Annotated in this window: 15 protein-coding genes; 11 read left to right on the plus strand and 4 right to left on the minus strand. The window is 46.1% G+C overall.

All coding sequences use genetic code 11. The annotated features are described in order from the left end of the window. The first annotated feature begins 24 nt into the window (after nucleotides 1-24). The 5 genes from ACDQ55_RS01345 (at nucleotide 25) to ACDQ55_RS01365 (ending at nucleotide 7,062) form a co-directional block, all read left to right on the plus strand. Complete coding sequence (locus tag ACDQ55_RS01345) at nucleotides 25-1,188, plus strand: Gfo/Idh/MocA family protein (RefSeq protein ID WP_420979218.1); 1,164 nt, start codon at nucleotides 25-27, stop codon at nucleotides 1,186-1,188. A gap of 9 nt (nucleotides 1,189-1,197) precedes the next feature. Further along, the gene (locus ACDQ55_RS01350; protein ID WP_420979219.1) at nucleotides 1,198-2,253 is read left to right on the plus strand and encodes a sugar phosphate isomerase/epimerase family protein; all 1,056 of its coding nucleotides are present in this window, start codon (nucleotides 1,198-1,200) and stop codon (nucleotides 2,251-2,253) included. A gap of 63 nt (nucleotides 2,254-2,316) precedes the next feature. Then, nucleotides 2,317-2,727, plus strand: a complete 411-nt coding sequence (locus ACDQ55_RS01355) for a c-type cytochrome (protein ID WP_420979220.1) — start codon at nucleotides 2,317-2,319, stop codon at nucleotides 2,725-2,727. 174 nt (nucleotides 2,728-2,901) lie between these two features. Further along, on the plus strand, nucleotides 2,902-3,645 hold the full coding sequence (locus ACDQ55_RS01360) for a ThuA domain-containing protein (RefSeq protein ID WP_420979221.1): 744 nt from the start codon (nucleotides 2,902-2,904) through the stop codon (nucleotides 3,643-3,645). A 9-nt stretch (nucleotides 3,646-3,654) separates the two neighbouring features. Then, complete coding sequence (locus ACDQ55_RS01365) at nucleotides 3,655-7,062, plus strand: ThuA domain-containing protein (RefSeq protein ID WP_420979222.1); 3,408 nt, start codon at nucleotides 3,655-3,657, stop codon at nucleotides 7,060-7,062. 157 nt (nucleotides 7,063-7,219) lie between these two features. Here the strand turns inward: ACDQ55_RS01365 and ACDQ55_RS01370 are convergent, their stop codons facing one another. From ACDQ55_RS01370 to ACDQ55_RS01380, 3 genes are all read right to left on the minus strand, one after another. Continuing rightward, a complete protein-coding gene (locus ACDQ55_RS01370) occupies nucleotides 7,220-9,505 on the minus strand; it encodes a GH92 family glycosyl hydrolase (protein WP_420979223.1) in 2,286 nt (761 codons plus the stop codon). Nucleotides 9,506-9,566: 61 nt separating this feature from the next. Then, nucleotides 9,567-11,849, minus strand: coding sequence for a GH92 family glycosyl hydrolase (locus ACDQ55_RS01375; protein ID WP_420979224.1), 2,283 nt, complete (start codon nucleotides 11,847-11,849; stop codon nucleotides 9,567-9,569). A gap of 216 nt (nucleotides 11,850-12,065) precedes the next feature. Then, nucleotides 12,066-13,085, minus strand: a complete 1,020-nt coding sequence (locus ACDQ55_RS01380; protein WP_420979225.1) for a LacI family DNA-binding transcriptional regulator — start codon at nucleotides 13,083-13,085, stop codon at nucleotides 12,066-12,068. A 275-nt stretch (nucleotides 13,086-13,360) separates the two neighbouring features. Between ACDQ55_RS01380 and ACDQ55_RS01385 the strand changes: the two genes are divergently transcribed. From ACDQ55_RS01385 to ACDQ55_RS01405, 5 genes are all read left to right on the plus strand, one after another. Further along, complete coding sequence (locus tag ACDQ55_RS01385; protein ID WP_420979227.1) at nucleotides 13,361-14,434, plus strand: fatty acid desaturase; 1,074 nt, start codon at nucleotides 13,361-13,363, stop codon at nucleotides 14,432-14,434. A gap of 206 nt (nucleotides 14,435-14,640) precedes the next feature. Then, nucleotides 14,641-15,900: a beta-ketoacyl-ACP synthase II gene (fabF, locus tag ACDQ55_RS01390; RefSeq protein WP_420979228.1), complete on the plus strand. Its 1,260-nt coding sequence runs from the start codon at nucleotides 14,641-14,643 to the stop codon at nucleotides 15,898-15,900. Between the two features lie 199 nt (nucleotides 15,901-16,099). Beyond that, the gene (gene uvrA, locus ACDQ55_RS01395) at nucleotides 16,100-18,979 is read left to right on the plus strand and encodes an excinuclease ABC subunit UvrA (RefSeq protein WP_420979230.1); all 2,880 of its coding nucleotides are present in this window, start codon (nucleotides 16,100-16,102) and stop codon (nucleotides 18,977-18,979) included. Nucleotides 18,980-19,005: 26 nt separating this feature from the next. Further along, a complete protein-coding gene (locus ACDQ55_RS01400; protein ID WP_420979231.1) occupies nucleotides 19,006-19,482 on the plus strand; it encodes a DUF6452 family protein in 477 nt (158 codons plus the stop codon). Then, nucleotides 19,445-20,281, plus strand: coding sequence for a DUF6048 family protein (locus tag ACDQ55_RS01405; RefSeq protein WP_420979232.1), 837 nt, complete (start codon nucleotides 19,445-19,447; stop codon nucleotides 20,279-20,281). Before ACDQ55_RS01400 ends, ACDQ55_RS01405 begins: the two co-directional genes overlap by 38 nt. A gap of 7 nt (nucleotides 20,282-20,288) precedes the next feature. Here ACDQ55_RS01405 and ACDQ55_RS01410 read toward each other — a convergent pair whose 3' ends face one another. After that, entirely contained in the window at nucleotides 20,289-20,729 is a 441-nt protein-coding gene (locus tag ACDQ55_RS01410) for a GNAT family N-acetyltransferase (protein WP_420979234.1), read from the minus strand. Nucleotides 20,730-20,822: 93 nt separating this feature from the next. Here ACDQ55_RS01410 and ACDQ55_RS01415 point away from each other — a divergent pair, with 93 nt between their 5' ends. After that, complete coding sequence (locus ACDQ55_RS01415; protein WP_420979235.1) at nucleotides 20,823-22,319, plus strand: ATP-binding cassette domain-containing protein; 1,497 nt, start codon at nucleotides 20,823-20,825, stop codon at nucleotides 22,317-22,319. Nucleotides 22,320-22,420 lie beyond the last annotated feature (101 nt).

Consider the following 22,420-nt stretch of genomic DNA (forward strand, 5'->3'; position numbering starts at 1 on the left):
AAAACCGATAATTGTAAAGTAAATATGACACGGAAACTAAGAATGGGAATGATCGGAGGCGGTAAAGACGCCTTCATTGGTGCAATTCACCGTATTGCCGCCAATATGGACGGGCTGATTGAACTGGTAGCAGGGGCCCTCAGCGTTCATAACGATGTAGCTGTAGAATCAGGTAAAATACTGTTCCTTGATCCGGAACGTACTTACCTCGATTACAAAACCATGCTGGAAAAAGAAGCCGCTATGCCGGCAGACAAACGGTTGGATTTTGTAACCATCGTTACACCCAACTTCGCCCACTTCGAACCAGCCATGCTGGCCCTCGACAAGGGCTTTAACGTAGTTATAGAAAAGCCAATCACCTTTTCACTGGAAGAGGCTAAACAATTAAAGGCAAAAGTAGAAGCTACCGGCTTAACATTGTTGCTTACACATACCTACACCGGCTATCCGATGGTAAAACAAGCCAGACAGATGGTAAAAGACGGCGCCTTCGGCAAGATCCGTAAAGTATGGGTAGAATATCCTCAGGGATGGCTCAGTAAACTTAGCGAGCGGGAAGGCAATGCACAAGCTGCATGGAGAACAGATCCAAAAAAATCAGGTAAAAGCGGTTGCATGGGAGATATTGGTACACACGCAGCCAACCTGGCAGAATATATTAGCGGCGCCCAGATCGAGAAACTTTGCGCCGACCTGCAAATTATGGTACCTGGCCGCGCACTGGATGACGATGGCGCGGTACTGCTCCGCTTCGACAACGGCGCTGCCGGTGTGCTGATGGCATCGCAGGTGGCCGCCGGTGAAGAAAACGCGCTCAAAATCCGTGTATATGGAGAAAAAGGCGGTATCGAATGGGCGCAACAAGAGCCTAACACCCTCCTGGTAAAATGGCAAGACAAGCCTACAGAAATTTACCGCGCAGGTAGTGGCTACACGTACGAGTCCAGCTACATGACACATAACACCCGTACCCCGGGCGGCCATCCGGAAGGCTACCTCGAAGCATTCGGCAACCTGTACCGTAACTTCGCACAAACCTTATCCGCTAAAATAAATGGCGTACAAGCCTCTCCGGAATCCCTGGATTTCCCAGGCGTAAACGAAGGCGTACGCGGTATGGCTTTTATTGATAATGTAGTGCGCTCTTCTCAGAGCGATGCTAAATGGACTAACTTCGAAATCTAGGAACAGCTTATGAAAACAATTAAAGGACCTGGTATATTCCTGGCGCAGTTCATGGGAGAAGAAGCTCCTTTCAATAATCTGAAATCTATCTGCGAATGGGCTGCCTCCATTGGTTTCAAAGGAGTGCAAATCCCTACCTGGGATACCCGCCTGATAGACCTGCAAAAGGCCGCCGAAAGCAAAACCTATGCAGATGAGTTCAAAGGCATTATCCATGAAGCCGGGCTGGAAATCACCGAACTAAGCACTCACCTGCAAGGGCAGCTGGTAGCAGTAAACCCAGCATTCTCAGAAATGTTCGACGGATTTGCCCCCGCACAATACCACAATAACATTCACGCACGCACAGAATGGGCTGTTAACCAGCTTAAATATGCTGCTAAAGCCAGCCGTAATCTGGGTCTCAACGCCCACGCCACTTTCAGCGGCGCATTATTATGGGCGCCTGCCATGTACCCATGGCCTCAACGCCCCGCCGGAATGGTAGAAACCGGTTTCGCTGAACTGGCCAAACGCTGGCTGCCGATCCTCAATGAGTTTGATGCCAATGGCGTAGACGTATGCTACGAAATCCACCCAGGAGAAGACCTCCACGATGGTATTACCTTTGAACGCTTCCTCGAAGCCACCGGCAACCATACCCGCGCTAACCTGCTCTATGATCCGAGCCATTTGCTGTTACAATGCCTCGATTATCTGGAGTACATCGATATCTACCACGAAAGGATCAAAGCGTTCCATGTGAAAGACGCAGAATTTAATCCTACCGGCCGCTCCGGCGTATACGGCGGATACCAATCCTGGATAGACCGCCCCGGACGTTTCCGCTCCCTCGGCGACGGACAGGTAGACTTCAAATCCATCTTCAGTAAAATGGCCCAATACAACTATTCCGGTTGGGCAGTAATGGAATGGGAATGCTGTATCAAACATCCGGAAGATGGTGCCAGAGAAGGCGCTCCTTTTATTAAAAATCACATCATCCGCGTAACGGAAAAAGCTTTCGACGACTTCGCCGGTGCCGGCACAGACGAAGCCTTCAATAAAAGAATCTTAGGTATTTGATGTTATTTCAATCCTCCATACACTGATCGTAAGTAAACAATAACAAATTAAATAATCAACAAAATGAGAAAGAGATATCTGGCGACGCTTGTATTAAGTGCTATATTCTTTGCTGCCTGCGGAGGAGAAAGTAAAAAAACAGAAACTGCTAACAGCGCTAGCACGCAGGAAAGCCCAGCAGCAGATAATTCCATGGTGTCTCCCAATGCCAATAAACCTGTTAGCAAAGGAGAAACATTGATTGCAGAAAGCGACTGTAAAACCTGTCATAAAGAAGAAATCAAGGTAGTAGGTCCCGCTTTTAAAGACATTGCAGGCAAATACCCCAACACACCGGAAAATGTAGATAAACTGGCCGATAAGATCATTAAAGGTGGTTCCGGTAACTGGGGAGAAGTAGCCATGCTGCCTCACCCAAATGTATCTAAAGAAGATGCGAAAGAAATGGTAAACTATATCTTATCATTAAAATAATGGCGGACGTTGACGCTTGCCAGCACTCGCCGGTAGCTCTTTACATAATTAAAGCTTAGCATTAAAAGCATAAAGCTATTGCAGTACAAAGATGATCACTGATCTCCATTGCCATGGCTTTATGCTTTTTGCTTTATCTGATTAGTTCATTTTATTAAATTCCCACGTAATCAAATGAAAGCACTAACCGCGTTTATTGCCATCTTACTCCTGACCGGTACTTTTGCCGTGCAGGCCAAACACAAACCCAAAGTAAAAAGGGTATTGGTATTCTCTAAAACAAAAGGATTCCGCCACGACTGTATACCAGCTTCTAAACTAGCCATTATACAATTGGGTAAAGAAAACGGATTTGAGGTAGATACCACCGAAGATGCCAGCGCTTTTACACCTGCTAACCTGAAAAAATACGCCGCTGTTATTTTCAGCTGCACTACCGGAGATGTACTCGACAGCGCACAACAAGTAGCTTTTGAAAACTATATCCACCACGGCGGCGCATGGATGGGCATCCACGCGGCAACGGATACAGAATACGGATGGCCATGGTACAATAAACTCGCTGGCGCATGGTTCCTCAGCCACCCTAACCAACAACAGGCTACCCTGAAAGTAGTAGACCACAATCACCCTGCTACTAAAGACTTGCCCGACGAATGGGTGCGTAAAGATGAATGGTATAATTTCAAAGACCTCAATCCAGACGTACATGTGCTGATCAAAATTGATGAAAGCAGCTACACCGGCGGCAAAAATGGGGAAAACCACCCGATGTGCTGGTATCACGATTTTGAAGGAGGACGCGCTTTTTATACCGAAATGGGCCACGTAAAAGAATCTTACCAGGATCCCGTATACCTGAAACACTTGCTGGGCGGTATTGAGTATGCCATCGGCAACTGGAAATCCAAAAATTAAAACGTAGTAATGAAACATACCATCAGAATAGTAATGCTGCTAGCCCTTATCGGTATAGTGGCCTGTAGCAAAACCCGCCCGGGGAAACCTAAAGTGCTGGTTTTTACCAAAACCGCAGGATTCCACCACGGTTCCATCCCTGCCGGCATCACTGCCGTGCAACAATTAGGTCAGGAAAACGGATTCGATGTAGACACCACCACTGATGCCGCTAAATTCAACGAAGACACCCTGCAGCAATACGCTGCTGTGATCTTCCTGAACACTACCGGCGATGTGCTTAATAACTATCAGGAAGCTGATTTCGAAAGATATATACAGGCCGGTGGCGGTTACGTAGGCGTACACGCAGCAGCCGATACAGAATATGAATGGGGCTGGTATAACCACCTCGCCGGCGCATGGTTCCAGAACCATCCTCCCGGAGTACATAAAGCTATAGTTGACGTAGTTGAAAAATCATTTTCCGCAACTGAGGGACTGCCCGAAAAATGGGAGCATACCGACGAGTGGTATAATTACAGAAATGTGGACACCACCACCACTGTGCTGCTGCAATTAGACGAAAAAACTTATGAAGGTGGTACTATGGGCAATAAACATCCTATCAGCTGGTACCACAACTATGATGGCGGCCGCGCTTTTTATACAGGATTAGGCCACACAGAAGAATCTTATTCCGACAGCCTGTTCCTGAAACACCTGGCTGGAGGTATTAAATATGCCATCGGTAAAAACCTGGTGCTAGACTATAGCCAGGCAACTACCCTGCGTGTACCGGAAGAAGACCGGTTCACCAAAAATGTACTGGTATCCGGCGAATTCTTTGAGCCAACGGAAATGACTATACTTCCTAACCTCGACATCCTGGTGGCACAACGCCGCGGAGAACTGATGCTATATAATAGTGCCGAGAAAAAACTGTCGCAGGTAGGCCTCCTGAACGTATACCATCATACCGATGTACCACATGTAAACGCAGAAGAAGGTTTCCTCGGCCTCGCCGCAGATCCCGACTTCAAAAACAACCACTACATCTACGCCATGTATTCTCCGGTAGACACCTCCGTAAACCGCTTGTCCCGTTTCAAATTTGAAAACAACAAGCTGGATATGTCTTCCGAAAAAGTGATCCTGCAATTCTACTCCCAGCGTGATATTTGCTGCCATACCGGCGGTTCTATCGCATTCGGACCCGGAGGCCTGTTGTATATCTCTACCGGTGACAACACCACGCCATTCGACGAACCCGGACAGAAATATGTTAGTAAAGGCTTCGGCCCAACAGACGACCGCCCCGGTCACCTGCAATATGATGATCGCCGCGGTTCTGCTAACACCAACGACCTGCGTGGTAAGATCCTGCGCATTAAAGTAGCAGCAAATGGCTCTTACACCATTCCTGAAGGTAACCTGTTCCCTAAAGGCACTAAGGGCGCCCGCCCTGAAATTTATGCCATGGGAACCCGTAATCCTTACAGGATGACTGTAGACCAGAAAACTGGCTATGTATACTGGGGAGAAGTAGGCCCGGACGCTAACAACGACGACTCTACCCGCGGACCAAGAGGATATGACGAAATTAACCAAGCCAGGCAACCCGGCAATTTTGGCTACCCAATGTTTATTGCCAACAATAAACCTTACCGCCAATATAATTACGAAACCGGTGAAAGCGGCCCTTATTTCGATCCGTTAAAACCCATCAATGATTCCCGCAACAATACCGGTTTGAGGGAGCTTCCTCCTGCTACGCCAGCCTTTATCTGGTACCCTTATGGTAAATCAGATGAGTTTCCTATTGTAGGTACCGGCGGCCGTAACGCAGAAGCTGGCCCTGTTTATTACAGCGAATTCTATCCGAAAGAAACACGTTTCCCTGATTACTACAATGGTAAACTGTTTATTTATGACTGGATACGCGGCTGGATCATGGCCGTTACCATGGATAAAAACGGGAACTTCTCCAAAATGGAAAAGTTCATACCTGGCACCAAGCTGAATGCCCCCATCGATATGGAAATGGGACCTGATGGCCGCCTGTATGTACTGGAATACGGTAACGGATGGTTCAGTAAAAATGTAGACGCCGGCCTGGCCCGTATCGATTACAATGGCGGCAACCGCGCACCTAAAGCGAACATACATGTAGACCGCCTTACCGGTGGCTTGCCTTTTAAAGTGAAGCTAAGCGCAGAAGGCGCCGTAGATCCTGATGGAGATAAAATCACCTATCTCTGGAACTTTGGCAATGGCACCAAAAAAGAAACTACCGAACCCACTGTAGAATACACCTACACCACTCCTGGCGAATACCAGGCATTTGTAGAAGTAGCAGACGATAAAGGCGCCAAAACCAAGAGCAAGTCGATAGAACTCTATGCAGGCAATGAAACGCCGCAGGTAAGCATTGATATTGCCGGCAATAAAATGTTCTATTTCCCTGGCAAACAGATACGCTATACTGTTAACATCAGCGACAAGGAAGATGGTAATTCTGCCGATGGCAAACTGGATATCAACAATATCTTTGTAAAAGCAGATTATATCCAGGGTCGTGATAAAGCGGCTGCACCACAGGGTCACCAGATTATTACGGGCGCTATTGCCGGTAAAAACATCATGGAAGTATCCGATTGTAAAACCTGTCATAAAGCAGACGAAAAATCCATCGGTCCATCTTTCAAACAGGTAACCGAAAAATACAAAGATGATCCTGCTGCACCTGAAAAATTAGCTAAAAAAATCATCAATGGCGGTGGTGGTGTATGGGGCGAAACAGCTATGTCTGCCCATCCAGGCCTCTCCCTTGGCGAAGCCAAACAACTGGTGGAATATATCTATTCTATTGGTGGTAATGCGCCTAAAGCGGCTTCCCTGCCTGTTAGCAGCAGTATTAACCCCACCATGGGACAAGAAGCAAAAGATAATGGCGTATTATACATGCTGGCCAGCTATACCGATAAGGGTGGCCCCGGCATCAGGCCCATTACCGGCAGCGCTACTGCAGAACTGGTCAGTCCTGTATTGCCTGGTACCGATTATAGTAAAGCAGATGGCGTATCTGTATTCACAGCAGACAACATGAAGTTCCTGATACCTGGCAACAACACCAGCTGGGTAAGCTACAATAAGCTGGATCTTACAGAAGTGAAAACGATAGCGCTCACCTACCTCGTGGTAGAACCACAGCAGCAGGGCTATGTAGTGGAAGCCTTCCTCGACAATGAAAACGGCGCTCCTTTGGGTGAAGTTATCATCGGACCAGGCGCTCCAGCTAAAACACCTACTAAAGTAAATATCAATTTCACACCGGTAGCAGACGGCAAGCAACACAACTTATACTTCCGTTTCAAACCTACCGATGCCAGTCAGAAAATACAACTGGGTATTGTATCGTTTACATTGAATTCATAACGAAAGTAAAATGGTAAAAGCGGCCGTCCCGGTAACCGGGCGGCCGCTTTTTTAATGGGTTGACAATGAAACCGGTATCCTTTTTAATGGCGTATACAATAAAGAAAGCCGTCCCCTTTATCCGGAGACGGCTTTCTTTCACATACATCAATGATCGTTACTTCTTGGGTTTGGCGCCCATAAAGAACGTGAGCGTTCCTCCATTCATAATATCTGCATGTGTAATATACAGGCGATCCAACGGAGTACCGTTTAATAATACTTTCTGTACATACACATTCTTATCACTTTGATTTTTCACATCCACCACAAATGTTTTCCCGTTTTCCAACTGCAAGGTAGCCTTATCAACAGCCGGGCTGCCCAGGGAATACTGGTCGGAACCAGGACATACCGGATAAAATCCTAAAGTGGTAAAAATATACCAGGCACTCATCTGGCCACAATCGTCATTACCACCTAAGCCATCAGGGCCGGGATGGTACATTTTCTTGAGAATCATGCGCACCCGCTCCTGGGTTTTCCACGGATAACCGGTCCAGTTATACAGGTAGGCTACATGGTGGGAAGGTTCGTTGCCATGTACATAATTGCCGATGATGCCATCACGGGTAATATCTTCTGTTTCTGCAAAGTATTTATCCGGCAGTTCCATCGTGAACAAGGAGTCCAGATGTGCGGTAAATTGCTTTTTACCTCCCATCAGGGCAATCATTTCATCCGGATTATGCGGCACATATAAGCTGTAGTTCCAGGCATTTCCTTCAATAAAGCCCTGGTCATGCGTTTGCAGTGCATCAAAGCTGGCTTTGAATGTGCCATCATCCAGCTTAGGACGCATAAATCCGATATTACTGTCGTATACATTCCTGTAGTTCTGCGAACGCTTGATGAACTCATCGTAGATCGCTGTTTTACCCAGCTTTTTCGCTACCTGTGCAATACACCAGTCGTCGTATGCATATTCCAGGGTTTTAGAAACAGAAGCGCCGTTTTTATCTTCCGGCACATATCCTTTATCTATATAATATCCCAATCCATCATAGGTACGGTGGCGAGCGGTAGTAACACAGGCGTCAAGAGCTTTATCGGCATCAAAAGGTACATTGCCTTTCATGATGGCATCTGCTATCACTGCCACACTGTGGTAACCGGTCATGCACCAATTTTCATTGGCGTAATGGGCCCAGATAGGCAGCATATGCTGCGCACTTTGCTCATAGTGGTTCAGCATAGATTGCACCATGTCTCCATTGCGTTTAGGCTGTATTACATTAAACAACGGATGCAGAGCACGATACGTGTCCCACAAGGAGAAAGTAGTATAATTCGTATATCCGTTAGCTTGATGAATGTTCATGTCCAGCCCACGGTATGAGCCATCCACATCCATGTAAGTAGTAGGATTAATGAAGGCGTGGTACATCGCGGTATAGAAGTTTTCTTTTTCTTCCTTATTGCCAGACTCAATATGTATCTTATTTAGTTCTTTAGTCCACAACGCTTGTCCGTCACGCTTCACCTGTTCAAAATCCCATCCGGGTACTTCTGCACGGAGGTTTTTGAGTGCACCCTCGGTACTTACGGGAGATAAAGCAAACTTGATTTTTATTTTTTCGCCGGGAACCGTTTTAAAGTCGAAGTAAGCGCGGATCTGTTTGCCAGCCATTTCAGGGAAATTCTTTGACTGGTCAAATTTTCTCCAAAAGCCTTTATACACATCTTTTGTGTAATTCTGATGCCCATATTGTACAAATGGTTTGGAAAACACCATAGCGAAATATTCTATTCTCGTACGTGCCCAACCGTTAGTTTGCCGGAAACCTGTTATCAAGGTATCATTCTCTACCCGGATAAACGTCCAAACATTTTTATTATCATAGTTATAAATACCGGACATCATGTCCAGGATAATATGTGCCTGATCGGTAGCGGGGAAAGTATACTGGTGAAATCCTACCCGGTTGGTAGCGGTCAGCTCAGCGAGGATGTTATCATCTTCCAGTTGTACTTTATAATAGGCGGGCTCTGCCACCTCGGTGCTATGGGAATAAGCGGAACGGTAGCCATTTTCCGGATGGTCTGCAGTACCGGGGTTTAACTGCAGCTTGCCCACTGTGGGCATAATCAGAAAATCACCCAGATCGGAGTGGCCAGTACCGCTAAAATGTGTATGGCTAAACCCTACAATGGTTTTGTCTTCATATTGGTAACCGGCGCAATACTTATATACGTCCGGATTATATTTTCCATCCATTTCATAAGGGATGGTATCAGTATCGGGGCTCAATTGCACCATTCCAAAAGGAACCGTGGCGCCGGGATAGGTGTGTCCCATTTTTTGGGTCCCGGTAATGGGTTTTACATATTGTAAAACATTTTCCTGTGCATGCACCGTTACGGCGGCACAAAAAAGTATAGGTAAAAGTAGTTGTTTGCTCATGGTGGTTGAAGATTTTGAATCAGCCATTAGCCGTGGAAGACTAATGGCTGGCAGCAGATAGCTAGTGGCTATAAGAATAGGGGTAAGCAGTAGGAGCTGTACCTCTTGATGTTTCAGGAGTTGCACCCATTTTAAATTCCAGGGTACCGCCTTGCTGCAGGTCCTGGTGGCTGATCCAGTTATTACCATATGGCTGTCCATTCAAGGCAGCACTTTGTACGTACAGGTTCTTCTCACTGTTGCCTGGTGCATTGATCACCATTTTCTTACCATCTTCCAGGGTCATGGTTAATTTGGCAAACAGGGGAGTACCCAATACATATTGTTGCGTACCAGGGCATACTGGGTAGAAGCCCATTGCTGAGAATACGTACCAGGCGCTGGTCTGACCATTATCTTCATCTCCGCAATAGCCATCAGGTGTACCTTTATACAAACGGCCCATCACCTGGCGTACCCAATATTGGGTTTTCCAAGGCTCGCCGGCATAATTGTATAAATAGATCATATGCTGGATAGGCTGATTACCATGTGCATATTGTCCCATGTTCATGATCTGCATTTCACGGATCTCATGGATGACAGAGCGATAATAGCTTTCATCGAATATTGGAGGCATGTTAAACACAGAGTCTAGCATCTGCGCAAACTGCTGCCGGCCACCCATCAGGTTAGACAAGCCCTGGATATCGTGGAAAACAGACCAGGTATAGTGCCAGCTGTTGCCTTCTGTAAAAGCATCTCCCCATTTAAACGGATTGAAAGGGGTCTGGAATTTACCATCTTTGTTTTTTCCGCGCATCAGTTTTGTTTCCGGATCAAAGAGATTGCGGTAGTTCTGTGAACGTTTCTCAAAGAGCGCAATTTCTTTTTTAGGCCGGTTCAATGCCTTTGCCAGTTGGAAGATGGTGAAATCGTCGTATGCATATTCCAGGGTACGGGCAGCATTTTCGTTGATATTAACATCGTAAGGTACATATCCCAGGGTATTGTAATATTTTACACCCAGGCGGCCTACAGAGCTCATTGGACCTTCATTCTCGGTATTTTTCAGTATCGCTTCATACAGTGTGTTGATGTCGTAACCACGGATACCTTTCAGGTAGGCATCAGCAATCAGGGAAGCAGAATTGGAACCCACCATGCAGTCGCGATGACCTGGGCTAGCCCACTCAGGCAACCAGCCACTTTCCTTGTAAGCATTGGCCAGGCCTTCCATAATATGTGAACTGAGCGTAGGATACATTAAAGTAAAGAAAGGATGTACAGCACGGAAGGTATCCCAGAAACCGTTGTCGGTAAACATATAACCTGGTAATACCTGGCCATTGTAAGGGCTATAGTGTACTACTTCATTCTTTTCATTAATCTCATAGAACTTGCGGGGGAACAGCAATACACGGTACAGGGAAGAGTAAAAGGTAGTTACCTGTTCACTGCTGCCACCTTCTACCGCCAGTCTGCCCAGCTCCTTATTCCATACTTCTTTGGCCTTTTTGCAAGTAGCGTCAAAATCATCCTGGCCAATTTCTCTTTTCAGGTTTAATTCGGCTTGTTCAAAGCTGATAAAGGAAGAAGCGGTTTTGATACTCACCTTTTCTCCTTTCTTTGTTTTAAATCCTACTACCGCGCCAGTATGATTGGCTTGTAATTCCAGCTGGCCTTTTACCAGTACGGAGTCGTGCCAGGTATCTGCCACGGTGAAAGGCTTATCGAAAGTAATAATGAAATAGTTTTTAAAATTAGCAGGTACACCACCGCTATTTTTAGTAGTATATCCGATGATCTTCTTTTCTGCTGGTATTATCTTAATATAGGAACCATGATCCATGGCATCTATTACCAGGAAAGCGCTGTCGGTAGCCGGATAGGTGAATCGTAATTGTGCTGCTCTTTCAGTAGGCGTAATTTCGGTGGTTACATCCGGGTCGGCCAGGTATACGCTATAATAGTAAGGACGGGCAACTTCTGTTTTATGGGAAAACCAGCTGGCTCTTTTATGCTGATCAAATTTAACAGTGCCGGTAACAGGCATTATAGCAAATTGACCATAATCATTGATCCAGGGAGAAGGTTGGTGTGTTTGTTTGAATCCCCTGATTTTATCAGCGGTATATTGATATGCCCAACCATTACCCATGGTATTGGTTTGCGGCATCCAGAAATTCATTCCCCAGGGAAGGGCAATGGCGGGATAGGTGTTGCCATTCGACAAACTTACTTTAGAGTCTGTACCCATTAACGTATTTACCCAATCTGCCGGTTCCGTAACGGTATTCACTGTCTGGCTATAGACGCCTTGCAAGCATAATAATGCCGCTGCTAACAGTCCAACTTTTTTCATGATAAGATTTTATAACAACTAAAAATGATGCCCTTGCAATTTAACACGCAAAGATGCGTGAAGTTAGCCTGAAATTTTAACAAAATCGATTTAGCACAGGTACAGAAAAAAAAGATTCATCGAATCCTTTCCCTGTTATATAAAAGCTAATTCTTAAAAGTAGGATTATTTTTCCATCATATGAATTATTTAACGCTTTTTTTGCAAGTGAGCGCCTCACTTTACAGATCCTCTCAGAATAAATTTACCGGGTAATTCCACCCCACTTTTCTTTATCGGGCCGCTGTTTTTGTCTAATTGCTGCATCAGCAGGTCTATGGCCGTTTTGGCAATACTTTCAACAGGCTGTTCTATTACAGATATACCCGGAGGGTATAACCGGAATATATCATGATCATCGAAGCATACTACCGCAAGATCTTCCGGCATTTTCAGTCCTATCCGGGCAATAGCCTCCAATCCCAGTATCCCGAGGTAGTTGGTAGAAAAAAAGATGGCGTCCAGTTCGGGATGAGAGGCTATAAATGCCTGCAGTTCCTGCAAGGATTCTTCCCGCTGGCGGTGGTATTGCAACTGCAGGATATATTTTTTCCTGACAGGAATCTTGTGGTCTTTTAAGGCGGTTACATAGCCCCGCAGGCGCTCTTCTATCTGTATCAGCTTTACATCTACCATTACAAAGGCAATCCGGGTAATACCCTTGCTGATCAATTGTTGCATTCCCTGATATACCCCATCGAAATTATTCACCAGCACATAAGAGGTTTTAATACCGGGAAAATAACTGTCCATCAACACCACCGGTTTATGCTGCTGCACCAATTGCTGTATTTCCTTTTCCATACCCGGCGCCGGCGTGATCAGGTATCCGTCTACCATCTGGCGGCCCAGCATCCGGATCAGCTCTCCCCCTTTCTGGGCATTATTCTCTGTACTGCAGTATACTACATTATAGCCTCGCTTCTCAGCTTCTGTTTCTATGGTTTTTGCCAGGCTGGCAAAAAAACTTCCGGAAATACTTTCTACGATCAATCCAAGCGTTTTCGACTGGCCCGTGCGAAGATTTACTGCCATGCGGTGAGGCTCGTACCCCGATTTTTTGGCTACCTGCATGATCCTGCTGGCCACTTCGTCGCGTATCCTCATTTGCTTCCCCTTTCCATTCAATACAAATGAAACAGTGGATGGGGCTACCCCGGCCAACTTTGCTACATCTTTAAGGGTTAATCTCTTCATGTATAATGATTGGTTTTGGCATCATGCTCCTGGAATTAAAGAGACATCTTCTTTTACACACTCCGATGGCATCCGGGCCCCGGGCAGTTGCACATGAACATGGAAATTACAAAAATACCCGTAATTCCATCCCATACAAGAAAAAATGACTATCTTCAATCACTAGCCCGGAATAATATATCCTTCAGACATACGTTATATAACTTTACCGGCTCCTTTGCCAACAACCTACTATTGCCAACAACACCCCGGCTGTAGCTAATTCGCATATTTTTATGAAGCATCTTTCTCAACTTACAGATCCGGTTTATAATAAACCTTCGCACGAAACTGTATTGGATCGCCTTTTTAAAAAATGGATAAAGGACGAACGGGATCTCCCATTTGTATACCTGACAATCAAGATCACCTGCACACTCTGGCCGCTGGCTATCCTGATGTATATCCCGGGTATCAATTCCTGGATATGGTGGGGAGCTGCTATCGCATATCAGTTCCTGAACAACGTTACCTTCAAAGGCCCATTCGGTCTCATGTTGCACTGCACCAGCCACCGCACCTTCTTCGAAAAAAAATACCAATTATGGAATAATTACTTGCCCTGGGCCATTGGTCCGCTTTTCGGACAAACGCCGGAATCCTACTATTCCCACCATATAGGCATGCACCACCCCGAAAACAATATGCCGGAAGATGATAGCAGCACCATGGCTTACCAACGGGACTCCTTCCGCGGGTTCCTGCATTACCTCTGGAATTTTGTGACTTTTGGCGTTTATGATACGGCCCGGTACCATATCCGTAAAAAAAGGAATAAGCTGATGATAAAACTGGTCAGGGGAGAAATGCTTTTTATCGGGGCCTGCATAGGTTTATCCTTTATTAACTTCCCGGCCACCTTCGTCGTATTTATATTACCATTTATTATTTCCCGTATTATTATGATGGTGGGCAACTGGGCGCAACATGCCTTTATTTGTCCGGAAGAACCGGATAATTCCTATAAAAACAGCATCACCTGCATCAATACAAAATATAACCATAAATGCTGGAACGACGGCTATCATATCAGCCATCACTTAAAACCCAGCATGCACTGGACCGAGCATCCCATATACTTCCGTAAAACGCTGGACGAATACATCAGCAACGACGCCATTGTTTTCGACAGTATACACTTTTTACATGTTTGGGCCTATCTGATGGGTAAACGCTATGACTTGCTGGCCAAACATTTCGTAAATATTGGGGGCCGTTTCCAAACAGATGCGGAAATAATTTCCTTTCTGAAACAACGTACCCGCCGGATCACTACTTTGTCTATGCCCGAAGCTGTAGCCGCCGCCTGATCTTCCCACCAATAAAAAACCGGGGAAATAATCTAAAAAAGTAAGAGAACTGTCAGATACCGCTTGGGGCAGGTAGAAAAACGTGTTTGTACCGGGGCGGAACATAAAATCTTACAAGTTATGCTATATTATCTTAATGAATATGCTTATTCATAACAATAAGTAACTAAATTTGCGCTCTAACTTTTTTTATTAAAGTAAAAAATATGCGTACTGTTACACTGAAAAGGGTTGTGGTTACCGGATTGGGAGCATTAACACCTATCGGGAATGATGTAAATACATTTTGGAACAATATGAAGGCGGGCGTGAGTGGCGCCGGTCCCATTACGAAATTTGACACCACAGAATTCAAAACCAAATTCGCCTGTGAAGTTAAAAATTTCGATGTAGAAAAGTATATGGAAAAGAAGGAAGCCCGTAAAATGGATGCTTTCACACAGTACGCTATGGCAGCTGCCCAGGAAGCAGTGTTGGATGCTGGTCTTAACAACGAAGGAATTGACAAGACCAAAATTGGCGTTATCTGGGCTTCCGGCAACGGCGGCATGCTGACGTTCGAAGAGCAGATCGTGGAATTCGCTGCGGCTAACTTTGTTCCTAAATTCAACCCGTTCTTTATTCCGAAACTGATATGCGACATTGCAGCAGGTCAGATAGCCATGAAATACGGTTTCATGGGCGTTAACTTCTGTACTGTTTCTGCTTGCGCTTCTTCTACCAGCGCACTTGTAGATGCGTTCAATTACATTCGCCTGGGTAAGGCCAATGTAATTGTTGCCGGCGGCTCCGAAGCTCCGGTTACCCGTGCAGGTATTGCCGGTTTCAACGCCCTTAAAGCATTATCTACCCGCAATGAAGATCCTACACATGCTTCCCGCCCATTCGACGCAGAACGCGACGGATTTGTGATGGGTGAAGGCGCCGGCGCTATCATCCTGGAAGAATATGAACATGCCATCGCCAGAGGCGCTAAAATCTATGGCGAAATGATTGGCGGCGCCATGACCTGCGATGCCTACCACCTCACGGCTACCCATCCGGAAGGACTGGGCGCCAGACTGGGGATGGAACAGGCGCTGGAAGATGCTGGCATCACTACTACCGACGTGGACTATATCAACTCCCATACCACCTCCACACCGGTAGGAGATCTAAGTGAACTAAAAGCCATTGTAACCGCTTTCGGTGATCATGCTGAGAAACTGAATATCAGCGCTACCAAATCCATGACCGGCCACCTGCTGGGCGCAGCCGGCGCTATTGAAGCGATTGCCTGTATTAAAGCTACACAGGAAGATATCATTCCGCCTACCATCAATACTGCTGAACTGGGCGAAGGTATTCCTACTAACCTGAACCTTACCCTGGGTAAAGCACAACACCGTACTGTAAATATTGCGATGAGCAATACTTTCGGCTTCGGCGGACACAATGCGATCGTAGTATTCAAAAAGTATAAATAACCTATAGCGACCAGCTACAGGTAAAAGTACAGCGGAGATAGCCTAGCTATTTCCGCTGTTTTTATTATAAATAAACACCATCTATCCTTTTTCTGCTAAAAAGCCCGGTAAATAAGCCCCCTACTACATCCCCATATTGCTAATCAGGGAAAGCTAAAGACGAATAGCTAAATTTGCAGTAGCTTAGTAGTTTAATATTATGGCAAAGAAAAAAGAGAATGTACCCGAAACCACCGTTGCGCAAGCCACAGTAGAGGAAAAGATAGCCATTTTTGGCGCACGGGAGCATAATTTGAAGAACCTGGACCTGGAGTTGCCCAAAAATAAGCTGGTTGTCATCACCGGTATCAGCGGCAGCGGTAAATCATCCCTGGCTTTTGATACGATATACGCAGAAGGACAACGCCGCTACATGGAGAGCTTTTCTGCCTATGCCCGGCAGTTCATAGGAGATATGGAAAGGCCCCAGGTGGATAAAATCACCGGTCTTTCGCCCGTTATCTCTATAGAGCAAAAAACTACCAATAAAAATCCCCGGTCTACCGTTGGTACCATCACGGAGATATACGACTTCCTGCGCCTGTTATACGCACGCGCCGGTACCGCCTACTCCTATCATACCAACAAACCCATGACCCGTTTTTCTGAAGAAGAAATCCTGGCACACCTGTTCAAACACTATAAAAATCGTAAACTGGCTATCCTTGCACCCCTCGTACGCGGACGAAAAGGCCACTACCGGGAACTGTTTGAGCAAGTACGCAAGCAAGGCTACCTGAAAGTAAGGGTAGATGGCGAAATACAGGACCTGAAAGAAAGGATGCAGGTAGACCGTTATAAGATACACGATATCGAGCTGGTAATAGATCGCATACAGGTACAGGAAGATGCCCGCACCCGCATTAGCCAGAGCGTACAAAAAGCGCTCACCATGGGAAAAGGATTACTGTTTGTAATGGACCATGAAACCAATAAGGTGAGCCAATACAGCAAACAACTGATGTGTGAAGACACCGGCCTTTCTTACGAAGAGCCCAGTCCAAATACCTTCTCCTTTAACTCTCCCTATGGCGCCTGCCCCCGCTGTAAAGGCCTTGGCACTATTTACCAGATCAATATGGACGAGGTAATCCCTGATTATAGTGTATCTATCGCCGACGGCGGCCTGAAACCACTGGGGGAAGCCCGTGATACCTTTACTTATAAGCAGGTACAACAACTCGCTAAAAAATATAAATTCTCCCTCTCTGCTCCTATTGCCGATATCCCGCAAAAAGCGCTGAACGTATTGCTGTTTGGCGATGAAAACGGTAAACTGGAAGTAGATATGGACTACGGAGAAAAAAGTGCGCCTACCGAATATGCTACCGAGTATGAAGGCGTGGTAAATATGGTGAGGAGATATTTTAATGATACCTCTTCTGATCATGTGCGCAATTGGGCGGAAGGCTTTATGCAACTAAGCACCTGTCCTGAATGTAATGGCGCCCGCCTGAAAAAAGAAAGCCTTTTCTTTAAAGTTGATGGTAAAAATATTTCCGAGCTTGGAAATATGGACCTGGATAAACTACTCAGCTGGTTTGGTAACATTGAAGACCGCCTGGAGAAAAAACAAAATGTTATTGCTAAAGACATTTTAAAAGAAATCCGGGAACGCCTGCAGTTCCTCTTGAACGTTGGGCTTAACTACCTTACCCTGAACCGGCCCACCCGGACCCTCAGCGGGGGGGAATCTCAACGTATCCGCCTTGCCACGCAAATAGGTTCCCAACTGATGGGGATCACCTATATCCTGGACGAACCCAGCATCGGCCTCCATCAACGCGATAATATGCAATTGATAGACGCGCTCCGGAACCTAAAAGACATGGGTAACACCGTGATCGTTGTGGAACACGACAAAGACATCATGCTACATGCAGACCACCTGGTAGATATAGGCCCCGGCGCAGGCATACATGGCGGCAACATCATTGCCCAAGGAACACCTAAAGAGATCCTGAAACTGAAAACGCCTACCGCTGGCTATCTAAGTGGCAAAACTGTACCAGATGTGCCGGCCCAACGCCGCAAAGGCAATGGCAACTTCCTGGAACTAAAAGGCGCCTCCGGTAACAACCTGAAAAATGTAACCCTGAAACTGCCCCTGGGCACTTTCATTTGTGTTACCGGCGTTTCCGGCAGTGGTAAATCTACCCTGATCAATGAAACATTATATCCCATCCTGTCTAAACACGCATACGACTCCAAAACTGTACCTATGCCCTATAAAAGCATCAAGGGACTGGAGTTTATAGATAAGGTGATTGAAATAGATCAGTCGCCCATTGGCAGAACACCTCGCAGCAACCCGGCCACCTATTGCGGATTTTTTACCGATATCAGGACCCTGTTCGCCTCCGTACCGGAAGCCAAGATCAGGGGATATAATGCCGGCCGTTTTTCATTTAATGTGAAAACAGGCCGCTGTGATGTGTGTGAAGGCGGCGGCATGCGCGTAATAGAAATGAACTTCCTGCCAGACGTATACGTACACTGCGAAAAGTGTAATGGCCGCCGTTATAACCGCGAAACACTGGAAATCCGGTATAAAGGCAAATCCATTTCCGATGTACTGGATATGACCGTAGATGAAGCCGTGGAATTCTTCCAACCAGTACCCTGGATCTACCGGAAAATCAAAACCTTGCAAGACGTAGGACTTGGCTATATTACTCTCGGACAATCGGCCCTCACCCTATCCGGAGGAGAAGCCCAAAGGGTAAAACTCGCCACCGAATTATCCAAAAAAGATACCGGAAAAACAATCTATATCCTCGACGAACCTACCACCGGCCTCCATTTCCAGGATATACAACTACTCCTGAATGTGCTCAACAAACTGGTAGACCGGGGCAATACAGTACTGGTGATTGAACATAACCTCGACGTGATAAAAATGGCAGATTATATTACAGACCTGGGGCCGGAAGGCGGCTCAGGAGGCGGCACTATCCTCTGCACCGGCACACCGGAGCAGGTAAGTACCTGTAAAGACAGCCATACTGCCAAGTTCCTAAAAAAGGAGCTGGGAATTTAATATCTTGCCGACTGTTTATACAAAAGATGAAAACCATTTACCAGATATTACTCACCTGTTTCATTTTCGCAGGCATCATCGCCTGCGAAAATGAAACAAAGGTTTGCGACCAAACTTTAAGCAACGACCTCCATGTGCACTTCAAACGCGACAGCGCCGGAGTAGTCAGGGATACCATTATGCCTAAAGTAACCGCATTCGCCTTAGGCAGGGATTCTATTTACAAAAGCCAGCCACTGGGCGACCTGTTCTTACAGCTGTCTCCCAAAGCTGATAGCAGCCAGTTTTACCTGAAAGTGGACTCCGCCCTGGTGGCAGACACGATCACGCTCAGGTATACACGCCAGCAACATTTTATATCGGCAGGCTGTGGATTTGGTACCTACTTTACCCTGGATACCGTAATCGCCACCAGAAACACCATTGACTCCGTTCTGATTAATAATAAGTCCGTAATTAGCAGTAATGACACGCATCTTACTTTGTTTTTCTTTAATCAGTAGTATGCTGCTCTGCATGGCTGCTTCTGCCCAAAATAAGCCAGCAGCCACGAAAACAGATACTATCCGCCAGGCCAGAAACGCCGATATCTTACGTAAAGCTGTGAATACGGATACCCTCCACCAACCTGTAACCGGCCCTGTTACCCGGGACAGCGTCTGGCATCTTCCCGGTGGTTTCCGCTTTGGCGTAGATTTAAGCCGTATCGTGTCTGCCATCTACTACCCTTATAGAAAAGAAATCACTTTCGTTGCTGATGCCCGCATCAGCAGTGACTTATATGCAGCCTTCGAAGGAGGATATGCCAATACACCGTATAGCGACAGCAGTTATACCTACCAAGGCAATGGCATGTTCGTAACGCTGGGCTTAGATTATAACTTCCTGAAAAGACAATATCCCGCTGAAAAAAATATGTTCTACGGGGGCATCCGCTATGGCTTCTCCCATTTTAATTATTCTGTACCTACTTATACTACGAAGAATAGCTACTGGGGGGAGGATTTTCATGGCAGCATTCCCAAAACAAATGCTAATGCCCACTGGGTAGAACTGGTCATAGGGTTGAAAGCAGAAGTACTGAAAAATTTTTTCATGGGCTGGAACCTACGGGAACGCATATTGGTGAATTCCGTTACTACCGATATCATGAGTCCATTAGTCATTCCCGGCTTTGGCAACGGCTCTAAGAGAGCGGTATTTGATGTACAATACACGGTCTCCTACGTTATTCCTTTCTACCGTATACGGGAACATAAACTGATTGTAGAAAATCCAAAGAAAAAGATACCCCGCAAATAAAATCAAATCATTTAATCATATCTATGTGAGGAATCCCATCTTCCAGGTACATATCGCTAACCGGCTGGAATCCCAGTGAAACATAAAAGCGTTGTAAATATTGCTGGGCGGATATTTTAATAGGCACCTTGCCGAAAAGCCGCTCCAATTGGGCGATAGAGCATTCCATCAATTCTCTTCCAACACCTTTCCCCCTTGCTTTGGGAGACGTGATCACCCTGCCTATGGAAGCTTCCGCATACTTAATACCCGGAGCAAATATACGGGTGTAGGCCAACAAATTGCCCGCTTCATCTGTGCCCATCAAATGATAAGCCTGCTGGTCTGCATAGTCTATATCCTGGTAAACACAACGTTGCTCCACTACAAAGATCTCACTGCGCAAATGCAGCAAGTGATATAATTCAGTTGTCGTTAACTCGTTGAATGTCTTTATGTTCCAGTTCATATCCTCATTTTGGTGTAAATTTAACAGATGCTTTCAATAATACTGCTAATTTTATCCCCCGACAGATGAATATTTAGACCAATCGGCTTAACCATGACAGACCAGCAAACACCCTTCCTCTCCCTGGAACATACTACTGTACGGTATCTTGATAAAACATTATTCCACGCCCTTAACTGGCAGATCAACAAAGGAGAACAATGGGCTGTTATAGGCCCAAGCGGCGCAGGAAAAACCGCACTAATGAATACTATCCTCGGCAAATTCAATGTAATCAATGGCAGCATACACTACCATTTTTACGAAGAATGGCGCCATACACATACCATTACCGATCCCTGGTTCAATTATCGTAGCCTGATGTCTTTCGTGGGGCATCACCACACTTTCCGCGACCTTTCCAATACTACCACCGACTTTTATTATCAGCAGCGTTTCAATAGCATGGATGCGGACAATTCGCCTACCGTAATGGAATACCTGGAGCTCAACGAGGTGCCGGCACTGTTACAGCCACTGCGCATCGCCCCGCTGATGGAAAAACGGCTCATCAAATTATCGAACGGGGAAACACGCCGGATAATGATTGCCCGCGCCCTGTTGCAGCACCCGCAACTCCTGATGCTAGACAATCCCTATATAGGATTGGATGTACAAGCGCGTAAAGATTTTAGCCAGATGATCAATGAAATCATCAGTGCCGGTACCACCGTGCTGCTTTCTACTTCTCCCCGTGAGATCCCCGAACATATTACCCATATACTCACCCTCGACAATGGCACTATAACAGGGAAGTATACACGCAGTGAATTTATGCAGCTACCGCTACCTGCTTTTGCTGCTCCCGGCGCCTCCTTACCTGAAATAGCTGGCAGTAAGATCGCAGACCTGGTAAAGCAAGGCGGTAACCCCACCTTCGATACCATTATACGCATGGAAGATATACAGGTGAAATACGGAGAAAATACTATCCTCAGTAACATTAACTGGACTGTAAAACCTAATGAAAAATGGGCGCTTCTTGGCCCCAATGGTGCAGGAAAATCCACCTTGCTTAGCCTCGTTAATGGAGATAACCCCCAGGCATATGCCAACAAACTATGGTTGTTCGACCGTAGACGCGGCACCGGGGAAAGTATCTGGGACATCAAGAAAAAGATCGGCTTCGTATCGCCCGAACTGCACCAATACTTTACCTCCCGCGACCATTGCCTTCAGGTAATATGTTCCGGCTTCCACGATGTAATAGGCGCTACACGCCCCGTTTCTGCCGCGCAAATGCAAATCGCCCGCAACTGGATGGAGATCCTCCATATCTCTTCCCATGAAAGCACGCCATTTAAACAAGTATCCGAAAGCACCCAACGCCTTACCCTGCTGGCCAGGGCATTGGTAAAAAATCCACCCTTGCTCATTTTTGATGAGCCTTGCCAGGGATTGGATGCCCAACAAAAACTACATTTCAAAAACGTAATAGAACAACTATGCACCCATATGCCTGTAACGCTCATTTTTGTTACGCATTACGAAGAAGAACTACCGGATTGCGTAGATAAATTCCTGCGGTTAAACCAGGGTAGAATAGGATAAGACGAAAAATTGCATTTATCACATTCCTTTTTTCCCGACATTCGCGTTCTATATATTACATATAACTACTTGTGAGTAATTGTTAGCGCCCTGTAAGTAAT

This window comes from Chitinophaga sp. 30R24 (genome assembly GCF_049056765.1).
Taxonomy (GTDB): Bacteria; Bacteroidota; Bacteroidia; order Chitinophagales; family Chitinophagaceae; genus Chitinophaga.